Annotated in this window: 20 protein-coding genes; 5 read left to right on the top strand and 15 right to left on the bottom strand. The window is 52.3% G+C overall.

Translation table 11 applies throughout. From position 1 onward, the window contains the following. Positions 1-81: 81 nt before the first annotated feature. The 3 genes from JW984_13390 to amrB all read right to left on the bottom strand — a co-directional run bounded on the left by JW984_13390 (position 82) and on the right by amrB (position 4,563). Positions 82-1,683 (bottom strand): AAA family ATPase, encoded by a 1,602-nt coding sequence (locus JW984_13390; GenBank protein MBN1574185.1) that lies wholly within the window; start codon positions 1,681-1,683, stop codon positions 82-84. Between the two features lie 137 nt (positions 1,684-1,820). Then, complete coding sequence (locus JW984_13385) at positions 1,821-2,993, bottom strand: acetoin utilization protein AcuC (protein ID MBN1574184.1); 1,173 nt, start codon at positions 2,991-2,993, stop codon at positions 1,821-1,823. Between the two features lie 316 nt (positions 2,994-3,309). Next, complete coding sequence (gene amrB / locus JW984_13380; GenBank protein MBN1574183.1) at positions 3,310-4,563, bottom strand: AmmeMemoRadiSam system protein B; 1,254 nt, start codon at positions 4,561-4,563, stop codon at positions 3,310-3,312. Positions 4,564-4,794: 231 nt separating this feature from the next. Here amrB and JW984_13375 point away from each other — a divergent pair, with 231 nt between their 5' ends. Further along, entirely contained in the window at positions 4,795-6,396 is a 1,602-nt protein-coding gene (locus JW984_13375) for an MBL fold metallo-hydrolase (protein MBN1574182.1), read from the top strand. A gap of 335 nt (positions 6,397-6,731) precedes the next feature. On the opposite strand, the gene rdgB is transcribed toward JW984_13375, so the two are convergent. Further along, entirely contained in the window at positions 6,732-7,352 is a 621-nt protein-coding gene (rdgB, locus tag JW984_13370; GenBank protein MBN1574181.1) for an RdgB/HAM1 family non-canonical purine NTP pyrophosphatase, read from the bottom strand. After that, positions 7,339-8,070 carry a ribonuclease PH gene (rph, locus tag JW984_13365; protein MBN1574180.1) on the bottom strand — a complete coding sequence of 244 codons (732 nt, stop codon included), beginning with the start codon at positions 8,068-8,070 and terminating at the stop codon, positions 7,339-7,341. The genes rdgB and rph overlap by 14 nt, the downstream gene beginning before the upstream one ends. Before the next feature lie 615 nt (positions 8,071-8,685). On the opposite strand from rph, the gene JW984_13360 reads away from it, so the two are divergent. The 3 genes from JW984_13360 to JW984_13350 all read left to right on the top strand — a co-directional run bounded on the left by JW984_13360 (position 8,686) and on the right by JW984_13350 (position 12,562). Further along, entirely contained in the window at positions 8,686-9,372 is a 687-nt protein-coding gene (locus tag JW984_13360; protein MBN1574179.1) for a helix-turn-helix domain-containing protein, read from the top strand. Between the two features lie 614 nt (positions 9,373-9,986). Next, positions 9,987-11,411: a CoA-binding protein gene (locus JW984_13355; GenBank protein ID MBN1574178.1), complete on the top strand. Its 1,425-nt coding sequence runs from the start codon at positions 9,987-9,989 to the stop codon at positions 11,409-11,411. A 74-nt stretch (positions 11,412-11,485) separates the two neighbouring features. Beyond that, complete coding sequence (locus JW984_13350) at positions 11,486-12,562, top strand: hypothetical protein (protein ID MBN1574177.1); 1,077 nt, start codon at positions 11,486-11,488, stop codon at positions 12,560-12,562. A 13-nt stretch (positions 12,563-12,575) separates the two neighbouring features. On the opposite strand, the gene JW984_13345 is transcribed toward JW984_13350, so the two are convergent. The 10 genes from JW984_13345 to JW984_13300 all read right to left on the bottom strand — a co-directional run bounded on the left by JW984_13345 (position 12,576) and on the right by JW984_13300 (position 21,363). Continuing rightward, on the bottom strand, positions 12,576-13,415 hold the full coding sequence (locus JW984_13345) for a fumarate hydratase (GenBank protein MBN1574176.1): 840 nt from the start codon (positions 13,413-13,415) through the stop codon (positions 12,576-12,578). Between the two features lie 7 nt (positions 13,416-13,422). After that, entirely contained in the window at positions 13,423-14,355 is a 933-nt protein-coding gene (gene mdh / locus JW984_13340) for a malate dehydrogenase (GenBank protein MBN1574175.1), read from the bottom strand. Between the two features lie 178 nt (positions 14,356-14,533). After that, entirely contained in the window at positions 14,534-15,772 is a 1,239-nt protein-coding gene (icd, locus tag JW984_13335; GenBank protein ID MBN1574174.1) for an isocitrate dehydrogenase (NADP(+)), read from the bottom strand. 110 nt (positions 15,773-15,882) lie between these two features. After that, entirely contained in the window at positions 15,883-16,380 is a 498-nt protein-coding gene (locus tag JW984_13330; protein MBN1574173.1) for a 3-isopropylmalate dehydratase small subunit, read from the bottom strand. An 8-nt stretch (positions 16,381-16,388) separates the two neighbouring features. Next, positions 16,389-17,252, bottom strand: coding sequence for an MCE family protein (locus JW984_13325; GenBank protein ID MBN1574172.1), 864 nt, complete (start codon positions 17,250-17,252; stop codon positions 16,389-16,391). 12 nt (positions 17,253-17,264) lie between these two features. Then, the gene (locus JW984_13320; GenBank protein MBN1574171.1) at positions 17,265-18,005 is read right to left on the bottom strand and encodes an ABC transporter ATP-binding protein; all 741 of its coding nucleotides are present in this window, start codon (positions 18,003-18,005) and stop codon (positions 17,265-17,267) included. 10 nt (positions 18,006-18,015) lie between these two features. After that, positions 18,016-18,795, bottom strand: coding sequence for an ABC transporter permease (locus JW984_13315; protein ID MBN1574170.1), 780 nt, complete (start codon positions 18,793-18,795; stop codon positions 18,016-18,018). 8 nt (positions 18,796-18,803) lie between these two features. Then, positions 18,804-19,349 carry a hypothetical protein gene (locus JW984_13310; GenBank protein ID MBN1574169.1) on the bottom strand — a complete coding sequence of 182 codons (546 nt, stop codon included), beginning with the start codon at positions 19,347-19,349 and terminating at the stop codon, positions 18,804-18,806. Between the two features lie 126 nt (positions 19,350-19,475). Then, complete coding sequence (locus tag JW984_13305) at positions 19,476-20,396, bottom strand: PrsW family intramembrane metalloprotease (protein ID MBN1574168.1); 921 nt, start codon at positions 20,394-20,396, stop codon at positions 19,476-19,478. A gap of 214 nt (positions 20,397-20,610) precedes the next feature. Next, on the bottom strand, positions 20,611-21,363 hold the full coding sequence (locus JW984_13300; GenBank protein ID MBN1574167.1) for an MBL fold metallo-hydrolase: 753 nt from the start codon (positions 21,361-21,363) through the stop codon (positions 20,611-20,613). 109 nt (positions 21,364-21,472) lie between these two features. Between JW984_13300 and JW984_13295 the strand changes: the two genes are divergently transcribed. Next, on the top strand, positions 21,473-22,321 hold the full coding sequence (locus JW984_13295) for an SUMF1/EgtB/PvdO family nonheme iron enzyme (GenBank protein ID MBN1574166.1): 849 nt from the start codon (positions 21,473-21,475) through the stop codon (positions 22,319-22,321). Positions 22,322-22,688 lie beyond the last annotated feature (367 nt).

The following is a 22,688-nucleotide window of genomic DNA, read 5'->3' as shown; positions in this document are numbered from 1 at the left end:
GGTCTTTTGCACCTTAATTGTATTAAAAACCATTTTACAACGAAATCTGCCTTCCGCCGTTCCCCACGTATCTTCAGCGATTCAACGCCGACCGCCATCTTTGCCTTTGTCGTTTAATAAAATGTATCTCAAAACGGTCCTGACGTTCACCCCCTTGGGCGCCGTCGTGTCAACCGAAATCGCAAACTCCCTTTCATCGACCGAGAGGGGCTCCATCTCCTCGAGCTGCCTTTCGTAGACGTCGACCGTGGCATCGGAGTAGCTTCCCTTCTCCATCCTCTTGACTATCCGCTTTTTTGCGACCTCCTCGGGACAGGTCGTCTCAATAACAAAAAACCGTGACCCCGTCTCTTGAGCGAACTCTTTGGCGTCCCTTCTTCCCTTTTCTTTGAGAAACGTGGCGTCCAGAATCACCGGACGCCCCCCGGCGAGGGTCTCCCTTGCCAGTCCGAAAATCTCGTCGTAAGTCCTCTTCGAGACATCCGATGAATATATCCCCTCCCCCGGGGCCTCGTATACGTGCTCATCAGGCTTGATGCCGAAAAGGCTTTTTCTCACGACGTCGGAGCTTATTAACTCGGCGCCTGTCTCCTCCGCCACGATACGGGTCAGGCCGCTCTTTCCCGTCCCGGAGAACCCGAAGGTGATCGCCAGAAAGGGTCTCTTCTCGGAGACGGCATAGTAATGGGAGAGGGCGAAGTAGAGCCGCGCCTCGCTTTTCGCCCGCTCCTTCCCCTCGTCTGAAATCTCGGCGCCGTCAAGCTGGAAGCTCAGAACCTTCCCCCTGACGAAGGCCCGATAGCAGGCGTAAAATTTGAGCATATCAAAAAGCCTGGTGTCCCCCGTCAGGCGGATGTACTCGTTGACGAAGTGGGTTGAAAGACCGGGGTGGAGGTGAAAGTCGAGATCCATGGCCAGAAAGGCGATGTCGTTGGCAACGTCCCCGATCCTGAACCTCTCGTTGAACTCGATGCAGTCGTAGATGTACACGCCGCCTTTGGCGATACAGATGTTTTTCGAGTGGAGGTCGCCGTGTCCCTCCCTGATGAAGCCCTCATCGATCCTGCTTTTGATCAGGTCGGCCTTCTTAAGATAGAAGTTGTCTGTGAAATTCTTTATGTCGTCGTAGGTATCCCGATCGATCGTCTCCCCGATATACTTGTACGTCTGGTCGAAGTTCTCGGCGGTGTTTACCGTTATCGCCTCGGCGGTTCCAAACTCGTCAACGCCCTCCCCCGTCTTTGCGCGTTCGTAAAACCGGGCCAGCACCTCGGCGATCATCGTGATATGATCCTTGGTGACCTCGCCCCTTTCGAGCATCAGGTCCATCATCCCCGACTCGGGCATCCTCTTCATGACGACTGCATAATCAATGACCTTCCCGGCGCCCCCGACCGCGATCTCCCCATTGTGGTCGTTTACGGTCGCCACGTCGAGGTAGATATCGGGACAGAGCCGCCTGTTGAGCCTCACCTCCTCGTTGCAATAATGTTTCCTCTTTTCAAGCGTGGAGAAGTCCAAAAAGCCGAAGTCCACCGGCTTTTTGACCTTGTAGACAAAATCCCCGGCGAGAAAGACAACGGAGATGTGGGTCTGAACGACCTTGACCTCATCCACCTTGTGGCGATTTCCGTAGGCCGACGGTCTCTTCAACCCGTCAATTATTTTAACTATGGATTCCATTGGGCAAGATCACCGTTTTTATAAGGAGCAAAGGTCCCGGTTTCGTCAGCAATGAAACTCTACATCGAGACATCGATCAAACCAAAATGCCCCTCTCATTTATCCGAATAGAAACGGCTTTGACAGAAGGAGCGTCCTCAAATAAAGAAGTAATCGTCCAAGAACCTCTTTTTCACCTTTATCTTGAAAATCGGGAAGATATCCCTCTCGATCTCTCTTATATTCCTCTGAACCTCGCTAATAACCTCATGCCTGCTCCACTCGTCGAGGCTGTAGGGGGCGTCGTGAAGTCCAGAAAGCGTATATCCCACATCCAGGGCCCTCTTCGCAAAGGATTCCGGGAGCGTGTCCGAGAGCTCCAGATCGTTCATTATAGCCCAGACCAGCGTCCAGAGCCTCGACGTGTTGAAGGGATTGTATCCCCCTCCCCCCAGGGCGAGCCATTTCTTGGCCCTCTTTTTCATCTCCTTTACGGCGTGGACGTAGCCGTTGCTGGTCAGGGCGAGGTTGGTCAGGGGATCGGTCAACATCATGTCGCAGCCTACCTGGCTTACGAGAATATCGGGATTGAACTTATCATAGAGGGGCAGGAATATCTGATCGAAGGCCTTGATGAAGGTGGCGTCGTCGCTCCCGTGTTTCAAGGGGACGTTCACTGCGTATCCTCTTCCCTTCTCGCGGCCCATCTCGTTCGGAAACCCCGTGCCGGGAAACAGGGTCTGCCCGTTTTCGTGAAAGGAGAGTGTGAGTACCTTGTCCGTGTCGTAAAAGGCGGCCTGAACGCCGTCGCCGTGGTGGGAGTCGATGTCGACGTACATGACCCTCATCTTTCTCTCCAAAAGGTAGTTGATGGCGACGGCGATGTCGTTTATGTAACAGAAGCCGGACGCCCTGTTCCTCATCGCGTGGTGCATCCCCCCCGCTATGTTGAAGACGAAGGAGGCCTCCTTGTCCCCTATCAACCTTGCCGCGGTCATGGTGCAGCCAAGGACCGTCAGGGCGAAATCGAATAGTCCCGGGAACACCGGATTGTCGCCCGGGCCTATACCGTACTTGGAATACTCTTTCTCGTAGTTGCCGTCGTTGGCCGACTTGAGGATCGAGATATAATCCTTGTCGTGAAAGGGGTAGGCCTCCTCTTCCGCCGCCCTGACTGGAGCCATGTAGGAGGCGTTCTTTATGGAATCGAGTCCGTAGGCCTCTATCAACTCCATGGCATAGAGGACACGCTCCCACTGCATGGGGTGACCCGGGCCGAAGTTGAAATCGTCGAAACCCTCCGGGAGTATCAGAGCCGTTTTCTTTGCCATATCTTCTTTTCTTCCTTAAATCTCGTTTTGTTGGATGATCCCCACTGTCCAAGCGGCGCCGGGGGCAATCATCCTCAAGCGCCCGCAAAACGCGCTTCCCCAGCTTGAAAAGGTGAAACTAAAACCTCCGGTGCTATCTTATAAAATCCGCCCTTCCGACCCCTGAATGCCCCATTTAATATCTAGCGGGTAAAACCTCTATCGTATATCTCATTTGTGATATTACGACATATGAACAATACCTTCCACCCCCCCACGGCGAAAAAAACACCCAAGCATAATGTAAACACCCCTTAAACCCGGCGACGACCCCGGCTCAATTATCCGTAAACGCCATCCCCGCAAACGTAACGGTGGAGTTCTGGTTGTCCATGATCGTCTTGTCGTATCTCAAAAGCCTTCCCTTCAATCCCTCGATGACCCTCAACATTATATATATCGACGAAAACCCGCATATGTTCCGCTTGTCGTCATCCTCGCCTACGTGTGAGGCGAATCTCTCCGCATCGCCTTCACAGATGATCTCGATCATCTCGTCATCGCGCCTCTTTACGTCTTCGAGCTCTTCGGCCGTTAACGGCTTTTCGGCCCCGTACTTGACGCCGACGTGGGCGAAATCGACCGAGGAGATAATAACGACCCTTCCCGAATACGACCCGATCTCGCTCCTCAGCGCCGAGATGAATTGCTCTATCAGCTCTTTATCGTCTTTGAACCTGTCCTCGACGACAAGCTGGTAGGGAAAGGAGGTGAGGATAGGGGCGATGACAAAGGGCTCCTCTCCGAAGATATACTTCAGAAGGACCGCCTGAAACTCGATGGTATGCTCCGTCCTGTGGAGCGCCTCCCCCGAAAAGAGCCTGCCGCCGTTTTCACCGCCGAATCCCACGCTCAGTCTATCCATAAACTCGGTATCTGTCTTTACCGTTCCAAGGGGGGTCTCGAAGTCCTTCTTCGTCCCCGCAAAGAGGTTTTCGAGGCCGGCGTGGCCGATCCCGAGGATGACGTAGAGGTCGGCCTTGCGCGACGCCTTTACCACGCTGTAGGAGTGGGCGAAACACTCTCCCCCGGACGCTATACTGATATGAGGCGCTATCACGGCCCTGAGGCCGTCCCCCGTTCCAGCGATTTCCTGAGAGACCGGCGCCGCCTTCGAGAAGTAGGAGCTCAGCTCCCCAACCAGCCCTTCGGGATCGCTGTTATAGCTCAGACCCGCATGAACCGAATGGCGTATATCGGAGCGGTAGAACTCCTGATCGATCCTGCGCTTCTCCCTCAAGAATCTCTCGCTTACCAGAAAGAGGTGATCATCGAGGCTTACCGCCAGGGTCTCTATATCCTCTATATTGATTACGCCCTCTCCGCCGTATTGAACGTGAATCTCCTTCAAGATGTCGTCGATGCTCCTCTTCCCGTCGAAAAACTGGAGAACCGCCAGCGCATCGCTGGGGAGGGCTATCATCTCCTCGGCATAGCAAAGGGGGTCCCTTAGGGCAACGCCCGGTTTGCCCTTTAGGTCTACAGGAATAACCTCCACATTTCTCAACATGGGGTAATCTAAAAGAGGCATCTCATCTCCCCTAAAGACTACAGTAAAATATTACGCCGGGATCGAGTACGCATAAAACAAGGGACTTTACTATCATATATCAATCTCAAGGTCAAGTCAAAAGGAATGGACGGATTCAGAGGGGAAAGAGAGATGGTATGGGGAAAAAGTTTTTTATACGTCTAACTCCTTGAAAGCTCTGCCTCTATCTGATATGATACAGTCTTATATAATATCAAATCGGGATATAAAATGAGAGTTACATTTATCGGCGGAGCCAGGACCGTTACCGGGTCGTCCTTTCTGATAAGCACCGACCTTGCAAACATCCTTGTGGACTCGGGCATGTTCCAGGGGCGAAGGGAGCTCACCAGGAGAAATCAACTGGAGTACATCTACGATCCCTCCGAGATAGACGCGGTGATCCTGACCCACGCCCACATCGACCACAGCGGGCTTATCCCGAAGCTTGTCAAGTCCGGCTTTCGGGGAAAGATATTCTCCACAAAGGCGACCGCAGACCTCTGCGAGCTCATGCTTTTAGACAGCGCCCACATCCAGGAGATGGAGTCGAGCTGGAAAAGCAACAAGAACCTCAGGAGGGGCCTCAGCGAGGTGCCCCCCCTCTACACGACGGACGACGCCGTGAAATCCCTGAAGCACTTCCAGAGGGTCTTTTACGATCAGGAGTTCGAGGCGGCGACGGGCATCAGGGCGGTTTTCAGGGACGCCGGCCATATCATCGGATCGGCAATGGTGGAGCTGTTCGTTAAGGACGAGGGGAGAGAGACGAGGCTGGTCTTCTCGGGCGACGTGGGGGTGCCGGACCAGCCGATCATCAGGGACCCGAGCATTATAACCGGGGCGGACTTCCTCTTTATCGAGTCCACATACGGAAACAGGCTCCATAAAAGCCTCGAAGAGAGCAAGGAGGAGCTCAAGGAGGCTATCCTCACGACCGTAAATGGGGGCGGAAAGGTAATAATCCCCTCCTTCGCCGTGGGGCGGACTCAGGAGCTAATATTTTACCTCTCAGAGCTTTACCGGGACGGATACCTGAATGATGTTCCGATCTTCGTTGACAGCCCCATGGCCACCTCCGCCACCGAGATCATCAAGGAAAATCCCCAGTGCTTCGACGAGGAAACCCACGCCCTCCTGAGCTCCGGGGAGACCCCCCTGAATATCCCGACCCTCACGTTCACCCAGTCAACCAGGGAATCGATAGAGATAAACCAGATGGCGGGGGGCGCGATAATCATCTCCGCCAGCGGGATGTGCGACGCGGGGAGGATAAAACACCACCTGAGGCACAACCTCTGGCGCCCGGAGGCTTCTGTGATATTTGTGGGATTTCAGGCGGAGGGAACCCTGGGAAGGATGATAGTAACAGGCGCGGACGAGGTCAGGATCATGGGCGAGGAGGTAAAGGTAAACGCGAAGATCTTTTCCATCGGCGGATTTTCCGCCCACGCAGACAGAAACGGCCTTTTGGATTGGGCGTCCCACTTCCGCGGAGACTCCCCGACGGTCTTCGTTGTCCACGGGGAGGAAAGGGCGTCTCTCTCCTTCGCCCGGGCCCTGGAGTCGGAGCTTTCCCTCACCTCCTACGTACCCCACTGGGGAGAAACGGTGGAGCTCAAAACGAACAAGGAGTTTCAGAGCGTCTCGATTACGGAAGCGGGGGAGATGGTGGAGCTCAAGGGGTCACGTATGTTCAAGGACCTCCACTACATCAAAAAGAGGATCGGCGAGATCGAGGCCGAAGAAGTCCCGGCCCGGGAAGAGGCGGTGTATCAAAAGATCAAAAAGATAAAGGATCTCCTGATGGAGCTCGAAGAGGAGCGGTCCTGATCTTTTGGTGGGGACTCGATACGATATTCGGGGGATCAATAGATCGGCAGAATTTTTTCTTGTTGAAACTGTCAGCCTTGTTTCGGTGGTATAAAGAGGCGTAAGCGGCGGGAGCTCACGCTTATTTTTGCAATAAGCTAATTTTCTTTTTTTTACTTTACAAAAACGTTTCGGTTTTTTTTGAGCCGGTAATCCATATCAAAATCGTCTTAAAAATGCAAGAGGCGGGAATTCAAACAATTATCGGAAATGATATAAAGAGACAATCGTATTTTAGGTGAGATGATTAAAAGACCGTCCCCTCACCCCCCTTCAGCTCGGCGGTGTGCCGCGATTTATAGATAATCTGGCAGGATCTCGGCGAGCCTTTCTATGCCGATCCTCCTGTGACTTATCCCGTTTTTCTCCGAATCGTCCATCTCGGAAAACGTCTTGTTCAGAGGAGGATAGAAGAAGATCGGGTCGTACCCGAAGCCACCCTTTCCCCTTGGAACTGTTATTATAACTCCGGGGCAGCGCCCCATAACCACGCCCTCCTTTCCACCCCTCCCGACTATTGCGATCGCAATCGTAAAGGACGCCCCTCTCTCCCCTTCGGCGACCCCCGAAAGCTCCCTTAAGAGCTTTTCGTTGTTCTCCTCGTCGGTGGCGTTCGGGCCAGCGTACCTGGCGGAGTTTACCCCCGGCCTCCCCCCCAACGCCTCGACCTCGACCCCCGAGTCGTCCGCTATTACAACGCTCCCCCTGATCCTCTCCATCCTTGCCACCGCCCTCGCCTTTATCAGGGCGTTTTCCGAAAACGTCCTTCCCGTCTCCTCTATCTTCGGCGTGTCCCCAAAGTCCAAAAGGGACTTGACCACAATCCCGCCCCCAATGCCGATTTCATCAAATATCTGAATAAACTCCCTTACCTTCCCTTCGTTTTTCGTTGCGATTAAGACTTCACATTTTTTCAAGGAGTCCCCCCAGCACCTCCCTCTGTTTCTCGATCAAGGTTTTAATTCCCTCCTCCGCAAGACCCGCCATCTCGTCAAAGAGGTCTTTGCTGAACGGGTGCTCCTCAGCGGTGCCCTGGATTTCCACGAAGAGCCCGTTTCCCGTCATTACGAAGTTCATATCCACATCGGCCCTCGAGTCCTCCTTGTAGTCGAGGTCTATCATGCTCTTTCCGTCGATGACCCCCGTGCTGACCGCGGCGACGTAGTCCTTTATCGGGAACCGCTTTATCGCCCCCTCTCTTTTCAGCTTGATGATGGCCTCAGCCAACGCGACGAATCCACCCGTGATCGATGCGGTGCGGGTGCCCCCGTCCGCCGTGATCACGTCGCAGTCAATCCAGATGGTTCTCTCCCCCAGCGCCCTGAGATCGACCACGGCTCTGAGCGCCCTCCCTATAAGCCGCTGTATCTCCAGCGTTCTTCCGCCGGCCCTACCTTGGGTCGTCTCTCTGGTCATCCTGATATCGGTGGAGCGAGGCAACATCCCGTACTCGGCGGTCACCCATCCCCCCCCCTTGCCCTTCAAAAATTGGGGGACCTTTTCCTCCACCGATGCGGTGGTCACAATCCTCGTATTGCCCATCTCTATCAAGGCGCTTCCCTCGGCATAAGATATGTAGTTTCTCACTATACTTATCGGCCGGATTACATTCGGCTGGCGGCCGTCCGCCCTCATCCAATGGGAATCCTTGGGCTTCTTGTCGACCTTGATATGTCTATAATCCATAATTAATCCCCCATCTTTTCCTTATGACTCCATTTCGGGAAATCATTATAATGGGAAGGTAAATATATGTCAAGAAACAACGGGACCATTCCATCCGAAAGTAATCCTTTCCTTTAAACAGGCGTTGGATATTTTCATCATGATTTATTTCGTGCATATAAAATTTCATCAATTTGAACAGATTTTAGAGAATATCCTACAATTGTGCAACTCCCTGTAACTATCTAATAACATTAAGTTTTTCACCACACAACAAAGAAGGTGTAGAAAAATGATTATTTCACTTGTTTCTCCCTTCCCCTCCATTACTGCAATAAGGCCGTAAATTGTTGTAATTACTGTACTATTTATATGGCTGAAATTTAGTAATTTGGCATATATATTGCTTATTTTATATGTCATAGGTGGGGAAAATTCTTCAATTTATATAACGGTTGTTTTCAAAACCTTAGTAGTCCAATTGAGAAAATTTAAGATATTTAATTAGTTTGATCTTTATTAAAATTTTTGAAACCATTTAAGAACACAAATAAATTCTAAAAACCGTAATGAAGAGGAAACATCATGACAAAAAAAAGACTTTTAGTATGTGACAATAACGATCAATTTGTCAAATCGCTCGATTCGGCCGTTGGGAATAAGTTCGACCTTCTCTGGATAAAGGATTCCATAAACGCCATAGACACGATACGTTCCCTTAAGACGGATGTGATCGTTATAAACCTCTCCCTAGAGGGAGACGGTTGCATCTCGGTAATCAAAGAGGCCAAGAAGTGGGCCATTCCTACAATAGCCGTTGCCCCGGTCAGTTCGGAGGATCTTGCCATCGAGGCATTGAACTCCGGAGCATGCTACTACATCAAAGAGCCGATAAAGCTCGACGAGATAACAAATGCGGTAAACATGATTTCAGGGGATCCAAAGGTGGAGATGGATCCGATCGAGAAGGTAAGGTTCTACCTCCTTGAAAACTACATGAACAGGATTCAGGTAAACGACCTCTGTGACGCCGTGGATATCAGCAGACAAAAACTATTCTATCACTTCAAGAAGAGATACGGCAAGGGAATCAAGTCCTTTTTGAGGGACATCAAGATGGATAAGGCAAGAGAGCTCCTGATGCATTCCCGGCTCCCCGTCCACAAAATAGCCGAGGCGGTCGGATACAACCACTTCGGGTATTTCTGCAGGGAGTTTAAAAAGAACTTCGATCTCACCTCCACGGAGATGCGAAGAAACGGGGACATGTAAAGCAGGGCAACCATACGGCCGCCGTTTAGGGCCGATGAGACCTCCGGGCGTCGACTTTACGCATCAGTTACGGTCCATCGGCACAGCTCCCGGGGCCTGTTGTCAATCGATTTCATCGAAGAAAGCTTAAAGAGGAAATAATGTAATAAGGAGCCGGGTTCGTGGCTTTCCAAAATGTCCAAATTTAACGAGGGGGCGTGGATTGAGTCGTTTTCAGACCAATCCACGCCTTTTTTTGCGTCTTTATGCGGCATTAACCGAACAGATACCCTTCGACAACAATGAATACCAGTTAGATAGCCCGACAAAATGAAAGAAACAACGTCTGACAATATCGTCCGCCGACAATGGGGACTGCAAACGTTTTATCCATCCCCTCCTCCCATTTAGCTTAGACCGCCCATATTATTAAATCAAATCTGTAAACAACCTATTCTATTTATAAGCATAAGGTTGGACTGATGATATTTCCCTGAAAGACCAAGATGACACCCTTTAAAAATAAAAATGGAAAAATAATCCGCAAATTCTTGACAAACCAGCTTAAAGCGCAGTAATCTTTATTCCGAAACCGTTACAACGAATTGGGAGTTTTTTAAGGAACCGGAAGATATATGACAGGAAAAATTGACAACAAAAAGGCGCCGTTCTGGGATGCGGTCTTTAACCCGAAGTCGGTCTGCATTATAGGAAAGACGGAGAGATTCAAGGGGGCGGGGATGTTTATCACCGCCCTGAAAAACTTCGGCTACAAGGGCAAGATCTCCGTCGTCTCTACGGACGGCGGAGGGGGGCACGAATTTGACTGTTTCGATTCCATCACCGACCTCCCGGACGGGATAGAATACGCCGTCATCGCGGTCCCCGCGGTCGAAGTGCCGGAGGCCGTAAGGATGCTCGGGGCGAAGGGGCTAAAGGTCGCCCACGTCTTCTCGGCCGGCTTCGGGGATCTGGAGTCGGAAGAGGGGAGGGCGCTTCAGGAGGACCTTAAGGCCGCCGGGGTCGAGAGCGGCGTCAGGATCATCGGCCCCAACTGCCTGGGCGTCTTCTCGCCGGAGACGGGCCTGGCCTATCCCCCTGGGATATTTTCAAAGGAGGTGGGAAACTTCGGCTTCATCTCCCAGAGCGGCGGGACGGCCCAGTCCCTGGCCTGGAGCGGGGATATCTACGGATTTTTTCACAACAAGGCGGTCAGCCTTGGCAACTCGGTGGATCTCACGGTCGAGGACTTTCTGGAATACATGGCTCACGACCCGAAGATCGAGATAATCGCCATGTACATCGAGGGGATCAAGGATGGGGAGAGATTTTTAAGGCTCCTTGGCTCGGCGGCGAAGAAAAAGCCGGTGCTGATCTTGAAGGCGGGGGTGACAAAGGCCGGGGTCACGGCCACGGCGTCCCACACCGGCATCCTTGCCGGAGACGCCGCCGTCTGGAACGCGGCCGTCCGCCAGGCTGGGGCTATCTCCGTCCTGACTTTCGACGAGATTGTCGAGACGATCTCCGCCTTCACGAAGATGCGGGGAACTCCCAAGAGGAGGATCGCCATAGTGAACAGGGGCGGCGGAGAGGGAATAATCGCGGCGGACACACTCCCGAAGATCGGCCTTGAGGTCCCGCCGTACACGAAAAAAACCCAGGAAACGCTGGCAGGTCTGATCCCCAGCGCCGGTACGGGGATAAAAAACCCCCTCGACTTCGCCGCCGTCGGGGGCTTCCCGGGGGTCTTCGAGCAGGTCCTCACGGCCATCGACAACGACGAGAACACAGACACGATAATCTACCAGCACCACATAGAGTTCGCCCACCTCTTTTCGAGGAAGGAGTACAACGAGTACCTCCTCGACGCCCTGGTCAAGTTTCACGAGAAATCTAAGAAGACGATGCTGGTGGTGCTCCCCCTCTACTACTCCTTTGACGTGTGGATAGACTCAATGAGATTTTTGACGTCAAACGGGGTGTCGACCCACCCGACTATATTCGGGGCGGGGAGGGCGGCGCTTCACATCGCCGAGTATGGCGAGTTTAGAAATAAATAGCAATATGAATTGACTAATTAGGCAATTTTATATATCATGTCTATAAATATTAACAAATTTTGCGATTTAAAAAAATGGTTGATGTAAATACCGAGTATATTAAAAAAGTTATTCCCAAATTCAAGAAATTTATTGAAACTGAAGGAAAAATTTGGGAAGAAGAACGGACATATAATAATAAATTTTTCAAAAAGTACTTCTCAAAAGAGGGATTACTGAAACTTGATGAGGGAACACTACGTGAGATGATACACAAATTATGGGCTTTTAATAGTTGGACTAATAAAGATTACCTCCTACAAGAAATGCTCAAATCTGATATACAAAAAATACGTGATTCCTTTGGTTACCTTTTATTTAGCAATGAACCTATTGAAAAACGCTTTGATCTAATTATCAAAAATGTCAGAATGATGGGGGCAGCCGCTGTTTCAGAGATATTAACCCACAGTGATAGCAGTAAATATCCGATTTACAACAGAAGATCAAAAGAAGGTTTAATTGCTCTGGGTGTTTCAGAAAAGGAGCTTCCAAAATCAGCGGCGATAAGTGGAAAACAGTATAAATTGTTTTGTGATTTGGTAAATGCGGTTAAAGATAAAATTATCAATGAATTCAAAGAATTTGAAGACCTTTTCTATCTAGATTTCCTCCTGTATTATATTAGTATGAATGTACCTGATAAAAAAGAAGGTGATGTTTTAGTTTCAGAAGTTTCAGAAGATTTTGATCATGATGAAGTAGTTGACTTGGTTTTAAAATTAGGTGACGGACTTGGTTTTGATGTAGATAAAGAAATTAAAATAGCAGCCGGTAGCAGAATCGATGTTATTTGGAAAAGTAGAATTGCAAATTTGGGAATAATAGCTTATGCTTTTGAAGTTCACCGTAGAGGGGGACGTGATTCAGCCATATTAAATTTACAGAAGATTGTAAATAGAGATCCGAGCATACAGAAAGTAATAATAGTATCTAATGATACGGAGATCGAGAAATTTAGAAATGAAATATCATCTTTATCAGAGGGTTTTAGAAAATCGGTTGAGTATTTAAGGGTTGAGGATTTACAATCTGCAATAAATAACTTGGAATCATTACAAGAAATACTAAACTCGCTGGGTCTTCTTACTAACAAAAAAATAACAAGCTGATTATTAAAACAGGTTACAGCTCCACCTCACCGTGGCGGGCGGAGTGGCACTGGAGGTTCACCGCCACCGGCAGGCTCGCGATGTGGCATGGGCGGAGTTCGATATGGACGGCGAGCGCCGTGACCCTACCGCCGTAGCCCATGGGGCCTATGCCCAGCTTGTTAATCTCCTTTAGGATCTTCCCCTCCATCTCGGCGATCTTTTTATCCATGTTGGCCGAGCCGACCTCCCTCAAAAGAGCTCCCTTGGCCAAGATCGGCGCCGTATCGAACGTGCCCCCGAGCCCCACCCCCACGATCAGTGGCGGGCAGGCCTTCGCGCCTCCCTTCTCCACCGTCTCAACAACACTCCCGATAAGGCCCTCCTCCCCCTCGGATGGCGACAGCATAAAGAGCCTGCTCATGTTTTCCGCCCCGCCCCCCTTGGCGAGAAAGGAGAGCTTCAGTTTATCCCCATGTACTATCGTTATGTGGATCGTTGGGGGAGTGTTGTCCCCCACGTTCTCCCTCGTCAAGGGGTGGGCGGTGGATTTTCTGAGATTTCCCTCGGTGTAGCCGAGCCTCACCCCCTCAAAGATCGCCCTTTCGAGGCCGGGGCCGGTAACCGTTACCTCCTCCCCCCTCTCGACGAAAAAAACCGCCGTTCCCGTATCCTGACAGAGGGGAAGCCCCCTCTCCTTTGCGATCCTCGCGTTTTCGATGATCTCATCTAAGACCTCAACCCCCCTCGGCGACTCCTCGATCTCCCGCGCCTTTTTGACCGCCCTTATCACGTCTTCGGGGAGGTTTCTGTTCGCCGAGACGACGAGCTCTCTTACCGCGCCAACGACCGTATCGTATGACAGGCTCCTCACATTGCCCTCACAGCTTTACCTTCTTGATCTCGTCCCTCACCGCTTCGGCGGAGGCGGCAAGCATCTCCCTTTCCTTATCCGTCAGCTTTATTTCGATGATGCCCTCGACACCCAAACCTGACAACTTTACCGGAACGCCGAGATATATCCCGGAGATCCCGTACTCACCCTCGAGGCAGGCCGAGGCGGCGACGATCCGCCTCTGATCCCTCAGGCAGGCCTCCGCCATCATCACGGCAGACGCGGCAGGGGATACGTAGGCGCTTCCCGTCCCCAGAAGCTTCACTATCTCCCCCCCGGCAAAGCGGGTGCGCTCGATCAGCTTATCTATCTTCTCCCTGGGGAGAAGCTCAGTTATTGGGATTCCCGAAACCGAGGCGCAGCTGACGATAGGCACCATCGAGTCGCCGTGCCCCCCCATCACCATCGCGGAAACGTCCTTCACCGAGACGTTAAGCTCCTCTGCGATAAAGGCGGAGAACCTCGAACCGTCAAGGACCCCCGCCATCCCTACGACGCGTCTCCGGTCAAAGCCGGTCACCTCCTTTGTCACCCAGGCCATGACATCCAACGGATTGGTCACCACGATTACGAACGCCTCCGGGGCGTGTTTTTTGATATTTTCGGCGATCGACTTGACCACCTTGACGTTGACCTCCAGGAGGTCGTCCCTCGTCATGCCCGGCTTTCTGGCGGAGCCGGCAGTGACGATCACAAGATCGGCGCCGGAGATAGCCCCCATATCGCTCTCCCCCCTGACATCGACGTCGAAATATCCAACAGGGGCGCCCTCGAGGATATCGAGCGCCTTCCCCCTCGGCATATCGGGGACGATGTCGACGAGGACGACGTCGCCCAGCTCCTTTTCGGCGATGAAGAGGGCGGCCGACTGCCCCACGTTTCCGGCGCCTACCACCGCTATTTTAGGTCTTCGAGGCAATTTGTCCTCCCCGTTATATACGATAAAGATTTTCCATTACAAATTCCCACTCCCCCGTCCCTCCCTGCATCCAAAACGGGACGGCGACTCAATAATTTCTCCCACGAGGCGTAATCCGCCCTCTTCTCATCCGCTTTCCGGCTGCAATACACAACACAATCCAAAGGACAAAAGTCTACTATTCCGCCATGTTCTCTACGATCGTCTCCGCAAAGCCGGAGCAGGAATGGAGGGTCGCGCCGTACATCTGTCTCTCCAGGTCGTAGGTGACCCTCTTCTGGGAGATCGTCTTCGAAATGGCCGCGTGGATCTTCTCGGCCGCCTCCGTCCATCCCATATGATCGAGCATTAAAGCGCCCGACAGGATGAGGGAGCCGGGATTAACCTTGTCCTGGCCTGCGTACTTCGGGGCGGTTCCGTGGGTCGCCTCGAAGAGGGCGCACCGGTCGCCCACGTTTCCCCCCGGCGCCATCCCAAGGCCCCCTATCTGGGCCGCCAGGGCGTCGGAGAGGTAGTCGCCGTTGAGGTTCGGGGTCGCTATAACTGAGTATTCGGAGGGCCTCAGGAGGACCTGCTGAAACATCGCGTCCGCTATCCTGTCCTTGATGAGAACCTTCCCCGGGGGAAGCTCGCCGTCGAGCTCCGACTCTGTTACCGTCACGTCGTCGAACTCCTCTTTTGCCAGCTCGTAGCCCCAGTCCCGAAAGGCGCCCTCGGTGAACTTCATGATGTTCCCCTTGTGGACCAGGGTCACGCTCTCTTTATCATTTTCGAGGGCGTACTTAATGGCCCTTCTCACAAGGCGTTTGGTGCCCCCCTCGCTGATAGGCTTTATCCCTACGCCGGAGCCTTCCGGGATCTTGACGCCGAAGCTCTTGTCGAGGATCGATATAAGCCTCTTCGCCTCATCCGAGGAGCCGCTCCACTCTATCCCGGCGTAGACGTCCTCCATATTTTCCCTGAAGATGATCATGTCCACCTTTTCCGGCTCCTTGACGGGCGACGGCACCCCTGGGATATACTTGACCGGCCTGATGCATGCGTAGAGGTCGAGCTTTTGGCGCAGCGTCACGTTAAGGCTCCTTATCCCGCCGCCGATTGGAGTGGTCAGTGGGCCCTTTATCGCCACCCGATACTTCTCTATGGCATCGAAGGTCTCCTGCGGCAGCCACTCCCCGCAGTGCTCGTTGGCCTTTTCCCCGGCCAATACCTCGAACCACTTAATCTCCCTGTCGCCCTTGTAGGCGAGCATCACCGCCTCGTCGAACACGAGGACCGCGGCCTTCCATATGTCGGGGCCGATGCCGTCCCCCTCAATATAAGGTATGATCGGGTCATCGGGGACGATAAGGTCCCCGTCGGTAGTAATCTCTATTTTGCCTCCCAATGGGGGCAAATTGAAATAGGTCTTGGACATACTGTGCTTCGTCCTTTCTGCAGCGTTGTTCTTTTAAATTTATAAAAACAGGAAACCCGACAGCCATCTTGGATAAGATCGCAAACCCCGCCCGACAAAAAATCCTATCCCTATCCGGTCTTGATATCCCCGTGCTTGTTTATATGGTCGACCAGCCCGCCGTCTCTCAGGATCGTCTGCATGACATCGGGAAGGGGCGGGAACTCGAGCTCGAAACCGACCGTTATGTCCCTTACGATCCCGCTGTTAAGGTCCACCTCGATCTCATCCCCCTCCTTGATGTTTCCCGTATCGGCCATAATCACGGGGAGCCCCACGTTTATGGCGTTTCTGAAAAATATCCTGGCAAACGACTTGGCGATCACCGCCCCCACCCCGGCAAGTTTGATTATCCTCGGGGCGTGCTCTCTGGAAGACCCGAGGCCGAAGTTGTTTCCGGCAACGATGAAGTCGCCGGTGGAGATCTTTTCATGGAAACCGGGGTACACGTCCTCCAAAACGTGCTTTGCGAGCTCCGGGAGGTTTGACCTTAAATGGAAATGTCTTCCGGGGGCGATGTGGTCGGTGGAGATGTCGTCACCGAACACAAAGGCCCTCCCCTTTAAAATATCTGCCGTCATTTATCCTTTTTCTCCTCCCTTTCTATTTCCCTTTTCTTCTTCTGAATGCTGTAATTCACAACGGACTTGATCACCTTGCTCCGGTTCGCCCCCCCCAGGAGTATCTTCAGATCCTCGTAGGCGGTCGGGTCATTTACAAGCGCCCCGAGAGTCCCCTCACCCTTGTCCACCTTCTCCAGTATGCTCCTTAGGCTTACCAGGGAGGCATCGAGGTTGCTTATGGTATCGGCCGTCTCTTCCTTCCCCCCGTATATGATGGTGTGGAGCGATCCCTCCCCTTCCTTTACCTCGGTTACGATTTCATCGGCCGATTTGAGTATTCTGGCGACGTTTTCACCCGATTTCTTGTCCTTGATCGGTTTGAGAAACGTGTCCAGGGACTCGGTGATGGAAAGCGTGTTGTCTACGATCTTGTCCGCGCGCTCCAGATAGTTGAAGAGCTCCACCGATTCTTCCGACTCAAGACGCTCGCCGTTCGTCAACATCTTTTCAGCGGGACTCCCCATGGTAACAGCGATGTATTTATCCCCCAGAACCCCCTTCGTCTTTATGCTGGCCACGCTGTCGGCCCTTATCCTCTTTTTCACGTCCGTATTTATCTTTAGCTCAACGTCTATCAGTTTCTTTTCGAGATCTGTCGGAAACGACACCACCGAAACGGTGCCCACATCCACCCCGGCGAGCCTCACCGGGGCCCCGGCCCTCAGCCCCCCCACGTCCTTGAAGTGGGCGTAAAGGGTGTATTGTTCCTCGAAGAGGTGTTTTTCGCTCCCGATGGAAAAAACCAAGATGAACGCGAGGGCAAGGCCCACGAAGATAAACAGACCCACCCTTATTTCCTGTATAGTCTTCTTTGCCATAAGAAGCCTCCTTTAGAGCTCTCCAATATTTCCACGAATAAAGTCGTTGACCAGCGGTTCTTTCGACTTTTTGATTTCATTTGTCGTCCCCACGACCTCTATCTTTCCCCTGTAGAGCATGGCCATCCTGTCGGAGACGGAAAAGGCCGAGTTCATATCGTGGGTTACCACAACAGACGTCACCTTGAGCAGTTTTTGCATCTCTATTATCAGGTTGTTGATCCTGTTTGCATTTGTCGGGTCGAGCCCCGTCGTGGGCTCGTCGTAGAGGATGATCTCCGGGTCGTAGGCGATGGCGCGGGCCAAGGCCACCCTCTTTTTCATCCCCCCCGACAGGTCTACCGGCATCATCCCCTCGATTCCGGAAAGCCCCACCATTTCAAGACAGCGGGAGACCTTCTTTTCTATCTTCTTATCCGACATCTCCGTGTGCATCTTTAGGCCGTAGGCAACGTTCTCCCCGACGTTTATCGAATCGAAGAGAGCGCCCCCCTGAAATAGCATCCCTATCCTGCTCCGCACCTTTACGAGCTCCTCCTTTGAGAGTTCGACGATGTTCGTCTTGTCGACAATTATCTCCCCCCTGTCCGGCATTATCAGGCCTATCATCATCTTGAGCAGCACGCTCTTGCCCGATCCGCTGCCGCCGATTATGGTTATCGTTTCCCCTCTGTTGATGGAGAGGTCGAGCCCCCGGTATATAACCTTCTCATCGAACGCCTTCTCTATTCCTCTGTAGACTATAAACGACATTTCTTCTCCGCTAAAACAGGAGCATAAATAATTTCGTTAGAAAGAAGTCCGCCACAAGTATCGACAGGGAGATCGTTACGACCGAAGATGTCGTGGCAACTCCGACTCCCACGGTCCCGCCGGTGGTTGTGAAGCCGCGGTAGCACCCGACGATCCCTATTATTATTCCGAAGAAGAAGGATTTCCCAAGCCCGCCGATAAAGTCGCTTATCGTCAGCACATTGACGACCTGATCAAGATACTTGACCGGCTCCACCCCCAGCTCTATTACGGTAACGACCATCCCGGAGAGAATTCCCACGATATCGGCGTATACCGTAAGGATGGGAAGGACTATCATGCAGGCCAAGGTCTTGGGGACCACGAGCTCCCTTACCGGATCGGCCCCCAGCGCCTTTATCGCGTCTATCTGCTCGGTCACCTGCATGGAGCCCACCTCCGCGGTGATCCCGGCGCCCACCCTTCCTCCCACTAAAAGCCCCGTGAGGACGGGACCCAGCTCCCTGACCAGCGACACGGCCAGGACGTTTGCGGCAAAATCGGCCGCCCCGAACCTCTTAAGCGCAAAGGCCATCTGCAGCGCCATTACCGCCCCCGTAAAGAGCGCCGTTATGAGGGCGATCAGCATCGACTTTATCCCTATATATTCGATCTGGTCGACGGCCGAGCGGAGATTCAAGGGGGGAGTCAAGAGCACCTTCCCCGCCTCCAAGGTGAGCCTTGTAGTTCCCTCGAGGTAGAGCATGGCCTTTATGAACCACTTTCCCAATGTCTCAAAAAATTCCTTCATTTAACCCTTCAGTCCTTAAACTTGAAGCTGTCTACAATCTTCGTAAATAAAACGTATGAGCTATCAAAATCCTCAGGGGAGGAAAAGAGGGTCACGTCGTATATTTTTTTGTTGTGCCTTGAAACGTATGTTGAAAATATTAGGGGCACCTCCTTAAACTCCCCCGAAAGCTTGAGATGCCAGGCCTCGTCCCCCCCCAGGGTCGACTTTCGGGACTCGATATACTTTTTATTTTTTACGTAGAGGAAGAGCCCCCTCGCAATGTACTCGAGAGCCAAATCTCCATCACCGCTCATCTTGCCGCCGTAAACGTCATCGGACACCGTGACGGTGACGGTCGCCCCCGTCTCGGGATTGATGAAGATAAGGGGGATATCCTTTGCATATTTCGCCTCGAAGTCACAGTCCGGGATATCCAGGCTGAAGTCGTATCTCTCCGAGACGATTGCGTTTCCAGAAACCCGCCCCGGGAGCACCATGCAGGCGGACAGAAAGACGGCCGAAATCAGGATCAATAGCGTTTTAAAACCTGTTCTGAAAAGCGCGTCTAACATAGAGCTATTTACATTTTTTTTAAAATTTTTCATATGATACAAATCTATATTGTAAAAAACCGCTTCTCTTTAACAATCTCAGAATGGTTCGGAGCGCTAAAAGCTTAAAAGACCCCCGGCCGCGGCTCAAGCCTCCACCCTGTCCTTCCTCGAGGAAAAAATAAGCAAAGTCCCGACCACGGTGGGGATAACGGTAAAGAATATCGAAAAGCCGTACTCCGCCGCGTCCCAATCCCCCTCGGATGCGGCGGCGATGGAGCCGATCAGGATGAGAGCCGAAAATGATATAAAAAAGATCCCGAAAATAATCTTGACAACGCCCTTTGTGGTCATCTTTATCACCTTCGTCGGGAACTCCTCCGTGTCCCTGCCGTCCCTGAATCGGGAATTCTTCAGGGCGAGACGGACCCTCTTTCTGAACGACAGGTACATGAAGAAGATAAGGGGGATTATAAATATCGCCAGGGCGGACCCGGAAAATGCGAAGAAGTCGAACGTCCCGTGGAAGAAAATGGCGATTGTCAGGCCGGTTAGAGTATTTCTTCTCAGTGATTTTGGGTTGAACTTCCCCAGACCGAGGTAATAGCCGATGATGGCCCCCTCTATCCCGTGGCCCGGAACAGAGAGAAAGGCTCTCATCACCCCCGTTCCGATCCCGTGCTGAAACACGTATGCGATATTCTCCAGGGTCGCAAATCCCATAGCCGCCGCGACCCCGTAGACTATCCCGTCCATAACCTCGTTCATCTCGCTTGACCTAAACGCCTTTATCCTTATCGCGAGGTATTTGGCGTACTCCTCTATGGGAGCCACGAAGAAGAAGGCCCCTATAAATCCCTGTACGAGACTCCCCTCCATCCTTATCCCGGTAATCGACTGGATTGCAACCTCCAGAAGCCCCGCCGGTATGGTAAAACAGGCGCCCAAAATGAATGTCTTAACGACAAGCTTTTTAGGTTCCTTCTCGTACTTGTCCTTGTTGTAGACGTACCAGAGTATCGATATCCCGGGCGCTATGGAAAGGACGAGAAGCGTCAGGAAAAGCACTTAAAGACCCCCTCTTTAACCTTGGAAAAACCGGTGCTTAAACAACATTATCCAATATTTAAAGTATCTATTATATCAATTAGTAAGGTCTTGACAAGCTATTTAGACGAAAAGGTGGAAAAAGGGGGAGAATCGCAGCTCCAAAGGGAAAATCCGGGATATTTAATATGCAAAATCGATATTTCATCGGTTTTAAAAACTTAGTATATAAAGGTCAGATGTCTATGACCATCAGGTCTCGGGGCCTGATCACCTCCCCTTCAAAGCTCCCGCCGAAGGCGCCTGCCAAATCAACATCCTCCATCGGCGGGTAGAAATGGGTCGGCATGACCCTCTTCACTTTCGCCCTGGCCGCGATCCCGGCCGCCTCGCCGGGCGTCAGGTGCCCCGGCACCTTCATGCCGTCCGGGAAGGAGGTTTCGATGATAAGGAGATCCGCCCCCTCGGAGATCTCTATCAGGCTCTCGGACAGGTCGGTGTCTCCGGTGTAGACGAGGGACCGCCCCTCCGAATCAATCCTCACCGCTATGCTTTCAGGATTGTGGTTCGTCCTCGTCGTCGATACGGAAAAACGGTCGAACTCCCTTACCTCCACCCCCATCTCCTCTATATGTATCTCATAGCTCTCCGGAATAATCCACTTCCCGTACACCTCGACCAGCCCGTTGTATAATTCGCCGAACCCGACGCCCGCCAGGATCGTGAGGTCTTTCTCCCTCGCCGGGCCGATCTGGTATTTCGATGCGAATACGAAAGGGACGAAGTCGCCGATATGATCCGGGTGGAAGTGGCTTAAAAAGACCATGTCCACACCGTTGATCTCTATCCCCGCCTCGGCCATCCTCCTCAAGAGCCCCGGCCCCATGTCGAGAAGAATCGTTCGTTCTCCTATCGTCACCGCATAGGCGGCCGCCGACCGGAAAGCCGAGGGGACGATCGTCCCCGATCCCAAGACCTGAACCTTCATAGCATCGATTTTATGGTGGATTGTAAATAAGTCAACAAAAAAATGAAAAAGCTTGTAAAATCCGAAAGGAACCTGTATATATATAATATCGAATTTCAGGAGGGAATCCATGGAGAGATATATAAAAATTTTCGGCCTTATATTTTTACCGCTTCTTCTTTTCTCATACTCCTTCGCCTTTCAAGACACGGCCGCCCCTGCGCCTGACGCCGAATCAATGGCGCTGATCCCCGGCGGGAGCTACACAATGAGCTGCGGCGATCCCGATAAAGAGAAGATCGTCGAGCTCGATCCCTTCTACATCGACACCTTCGAGGTGACGAATGAGAAATTCGCCCGCTTCCTGAACGCCGTATATCCGGAGGTAAAGGAAGGCTGGCTCCTCTGGGTGAATACGGACAAGGGCTCCGAGTTCAAGATCACAAAGAATAGTGCCGAAGGCAGCGGGGAGGGCGTCTTTTCCGTCGTCGAGGGCTACGAAAACCACCCGGTAGTCACCGTCTCCTGGGAGGGGGCGATGGCCTACGCAAAATGGGAGGGGAAGTCCCTCCCCACCATGAAGCAGTGGGAGGCCGCCGCAAGGGGCAATAGCACTGCAAGATTCCCCTGGGGAGACGAGATCGATCCCGAAAAGGCCAACTACCGCACCAACGAAAAGCTCCACACAAAAGAAAAGGGGGAGATAAGATCCGTGGGGAGCTACCCCCCCAACGAGTTCGGCCTCTACGACGTTGTCGGAAACGCCTGGGAGTGGACAATAGACGAAAGCAAGACAGGTTTTCTCTCCTTCGTCCCCTTTATAAACTCCCTCTCCTTTTTGACCAACCCCCTGAAAACATTGATGGGAGGAAGCTACCTTACAGGCGAGGATGAAATCGGGGTCTCCCTTGCCCATCCGGCCAACCTGAAGGCGCGCTTTGGAAACGTCGGGTTTAGGTGCGTGACGGCGGCGGAGTGAGTCCCTGAAGGTCGGGCCATGTGGGCAGGTCTGGCCATGTTATCTGATCCCCCGTTTTTGGGCTGTCGGTTGTTTTATTGAAAGAGGGGGGGTCTCAGTTTATATTAGGGGCCATTTCTCAAGGAGAGCAGGCGAATATTATGCCGGGGGCGGGAAGGGGGGCCCGGCGAAAAATGAGGCGAGGGTTGGGAAAGCCTCGATCTGCGTTGAGAGTCCCAGCCCAGCAAAAGGCCACCATCCTTTCTTAAACCATCATCCCCCAATTAAATATCAAAAGGTGTCTTAAATCATTCAGTCGCTTAGCTATACTCCCGATTTTTTCAATACCCGGTCGGCTTAAAAAACCGGAACTGTATCAACTGAAAAA

It is taken from the genome of Candidatus Zymogenus saltonus, from assembly GCA_016929395.1.
Lineage (GTDB): Bacteria > Desulfobacterota > Zymogenia > Zymogenales > Zymogenaceae > Zymogenus > Zymogenus saltonus.
The sequence above is the reverse complement of the archived record's forward strand: the minus strand, read 5'-3'. Positions and strand labels throughout refer to the sequence as shown.

Excerpts from the sequence above, each read along its gene's own strand:
- JW984_13390 (MBN1574185.1), bottom strand. The coding sequence starts at position 1,683 with ATGGAATCCATAGTTAAAATAATTGACGGGTTGAAGAGACCGTCGGCC.
- JW984_13385 (MBN1574184.1), bottom strand. The coding sequence starts at position 2,993 with ATGGCAAAGAAAACGGCTCTGATACTCCCGGAGGGTTTCGACGATTTC.
- amrB (MBN1574183.1), bottom strand. The coding sequence starts at position 4,563 with ATGCCTCTTTTAGATTACCCCATGTTGAGAAATGTGGAGGTTATTCCT.
- JW984_13375 (MBN1574182.1), top strand. The coding sequence starts at position 4,795 with ATGAGAGTTACATTTATCGGCGGAGCCAGGACCGTTACCGGGTCGTCC.
- rph (MBN1574180.1), bottom strand. The coding sequence starts at position 8,070 with ATGAGGGCGGACGGCCGCCAGCCGAATGTAATCCGGCCGATAAGTATA.
- JW984_13360 (MBN1574179.1), top strand. The coding sequence starts at position 8,686 with ATGACAAAAAAAAGACTTTTAGTATGTGACAATAACGATCAATTTGTC.
- JW984_13355 (MBN1574178.1), top strand. The coding sequence starts at position 9,987 with ATGACAGGAAAAATTGACAACAAAAAGGCGCCGTTCTGGGATGCGGTC.
- JW984_13350 (MBN1574177.1), top strand. The coding sequence starts at position 11,486 with ATGGTTGATGTAAATACCGAGTATATTAAAAAAGTTATTCCCAAATTC.
- icd (MBN1574174.1), bottom strand. The coding sequence starts at position 15,772 with ATGTCCAAGACCTATTTCAATTTGCCCCCATTGGGAGGCAAAATAGAG.
- JW984_13325 (MBN1574172.1), bottom strand. The coding sequence starts at position 17,252 with ATGGCAAAGAAGACTATACAGGAAATAAGGGTGGGTCTGTTTATCTTC.
- JW984_13320 (MBN1574171.1), bottom strand. The coding sequence starts at position 18,005 with ATGTCGTTTATAGTCTACAGAGGAATAGAGAAGGCGTTCGATGAGAAG.
- JW984_13315 (MBN1574170.1), bottom strand. The coding sequence starts at position 18,795 with ATGAAGGAATTTTTTGAGACATTGGGAAAGTGGTTCATAAAGGCCATG.
- JW984_13310 (MBN1574169.1), bottom strand. The coding sequence starts at position 19,349 with ATGTTAGACGCGCTTTTCAGAACAGGTTTTAAAACGCTATTGATCCTG.
- JW984_13300 (MBN1574167.1), bottom strand. The coding sequence starts at position 21,363 with ATGAAGGTTCAGGTCTTGGGATCGGGGACGATCGTCCCCTCGGCTTTC.
- JW984_13295 (MBN1574166.1), top strand. The coding sequence starts at position 21,473 with ATGGAGAGATATATAAAAATTTTCGGCCTTATATTTTTACCGCTTCTT.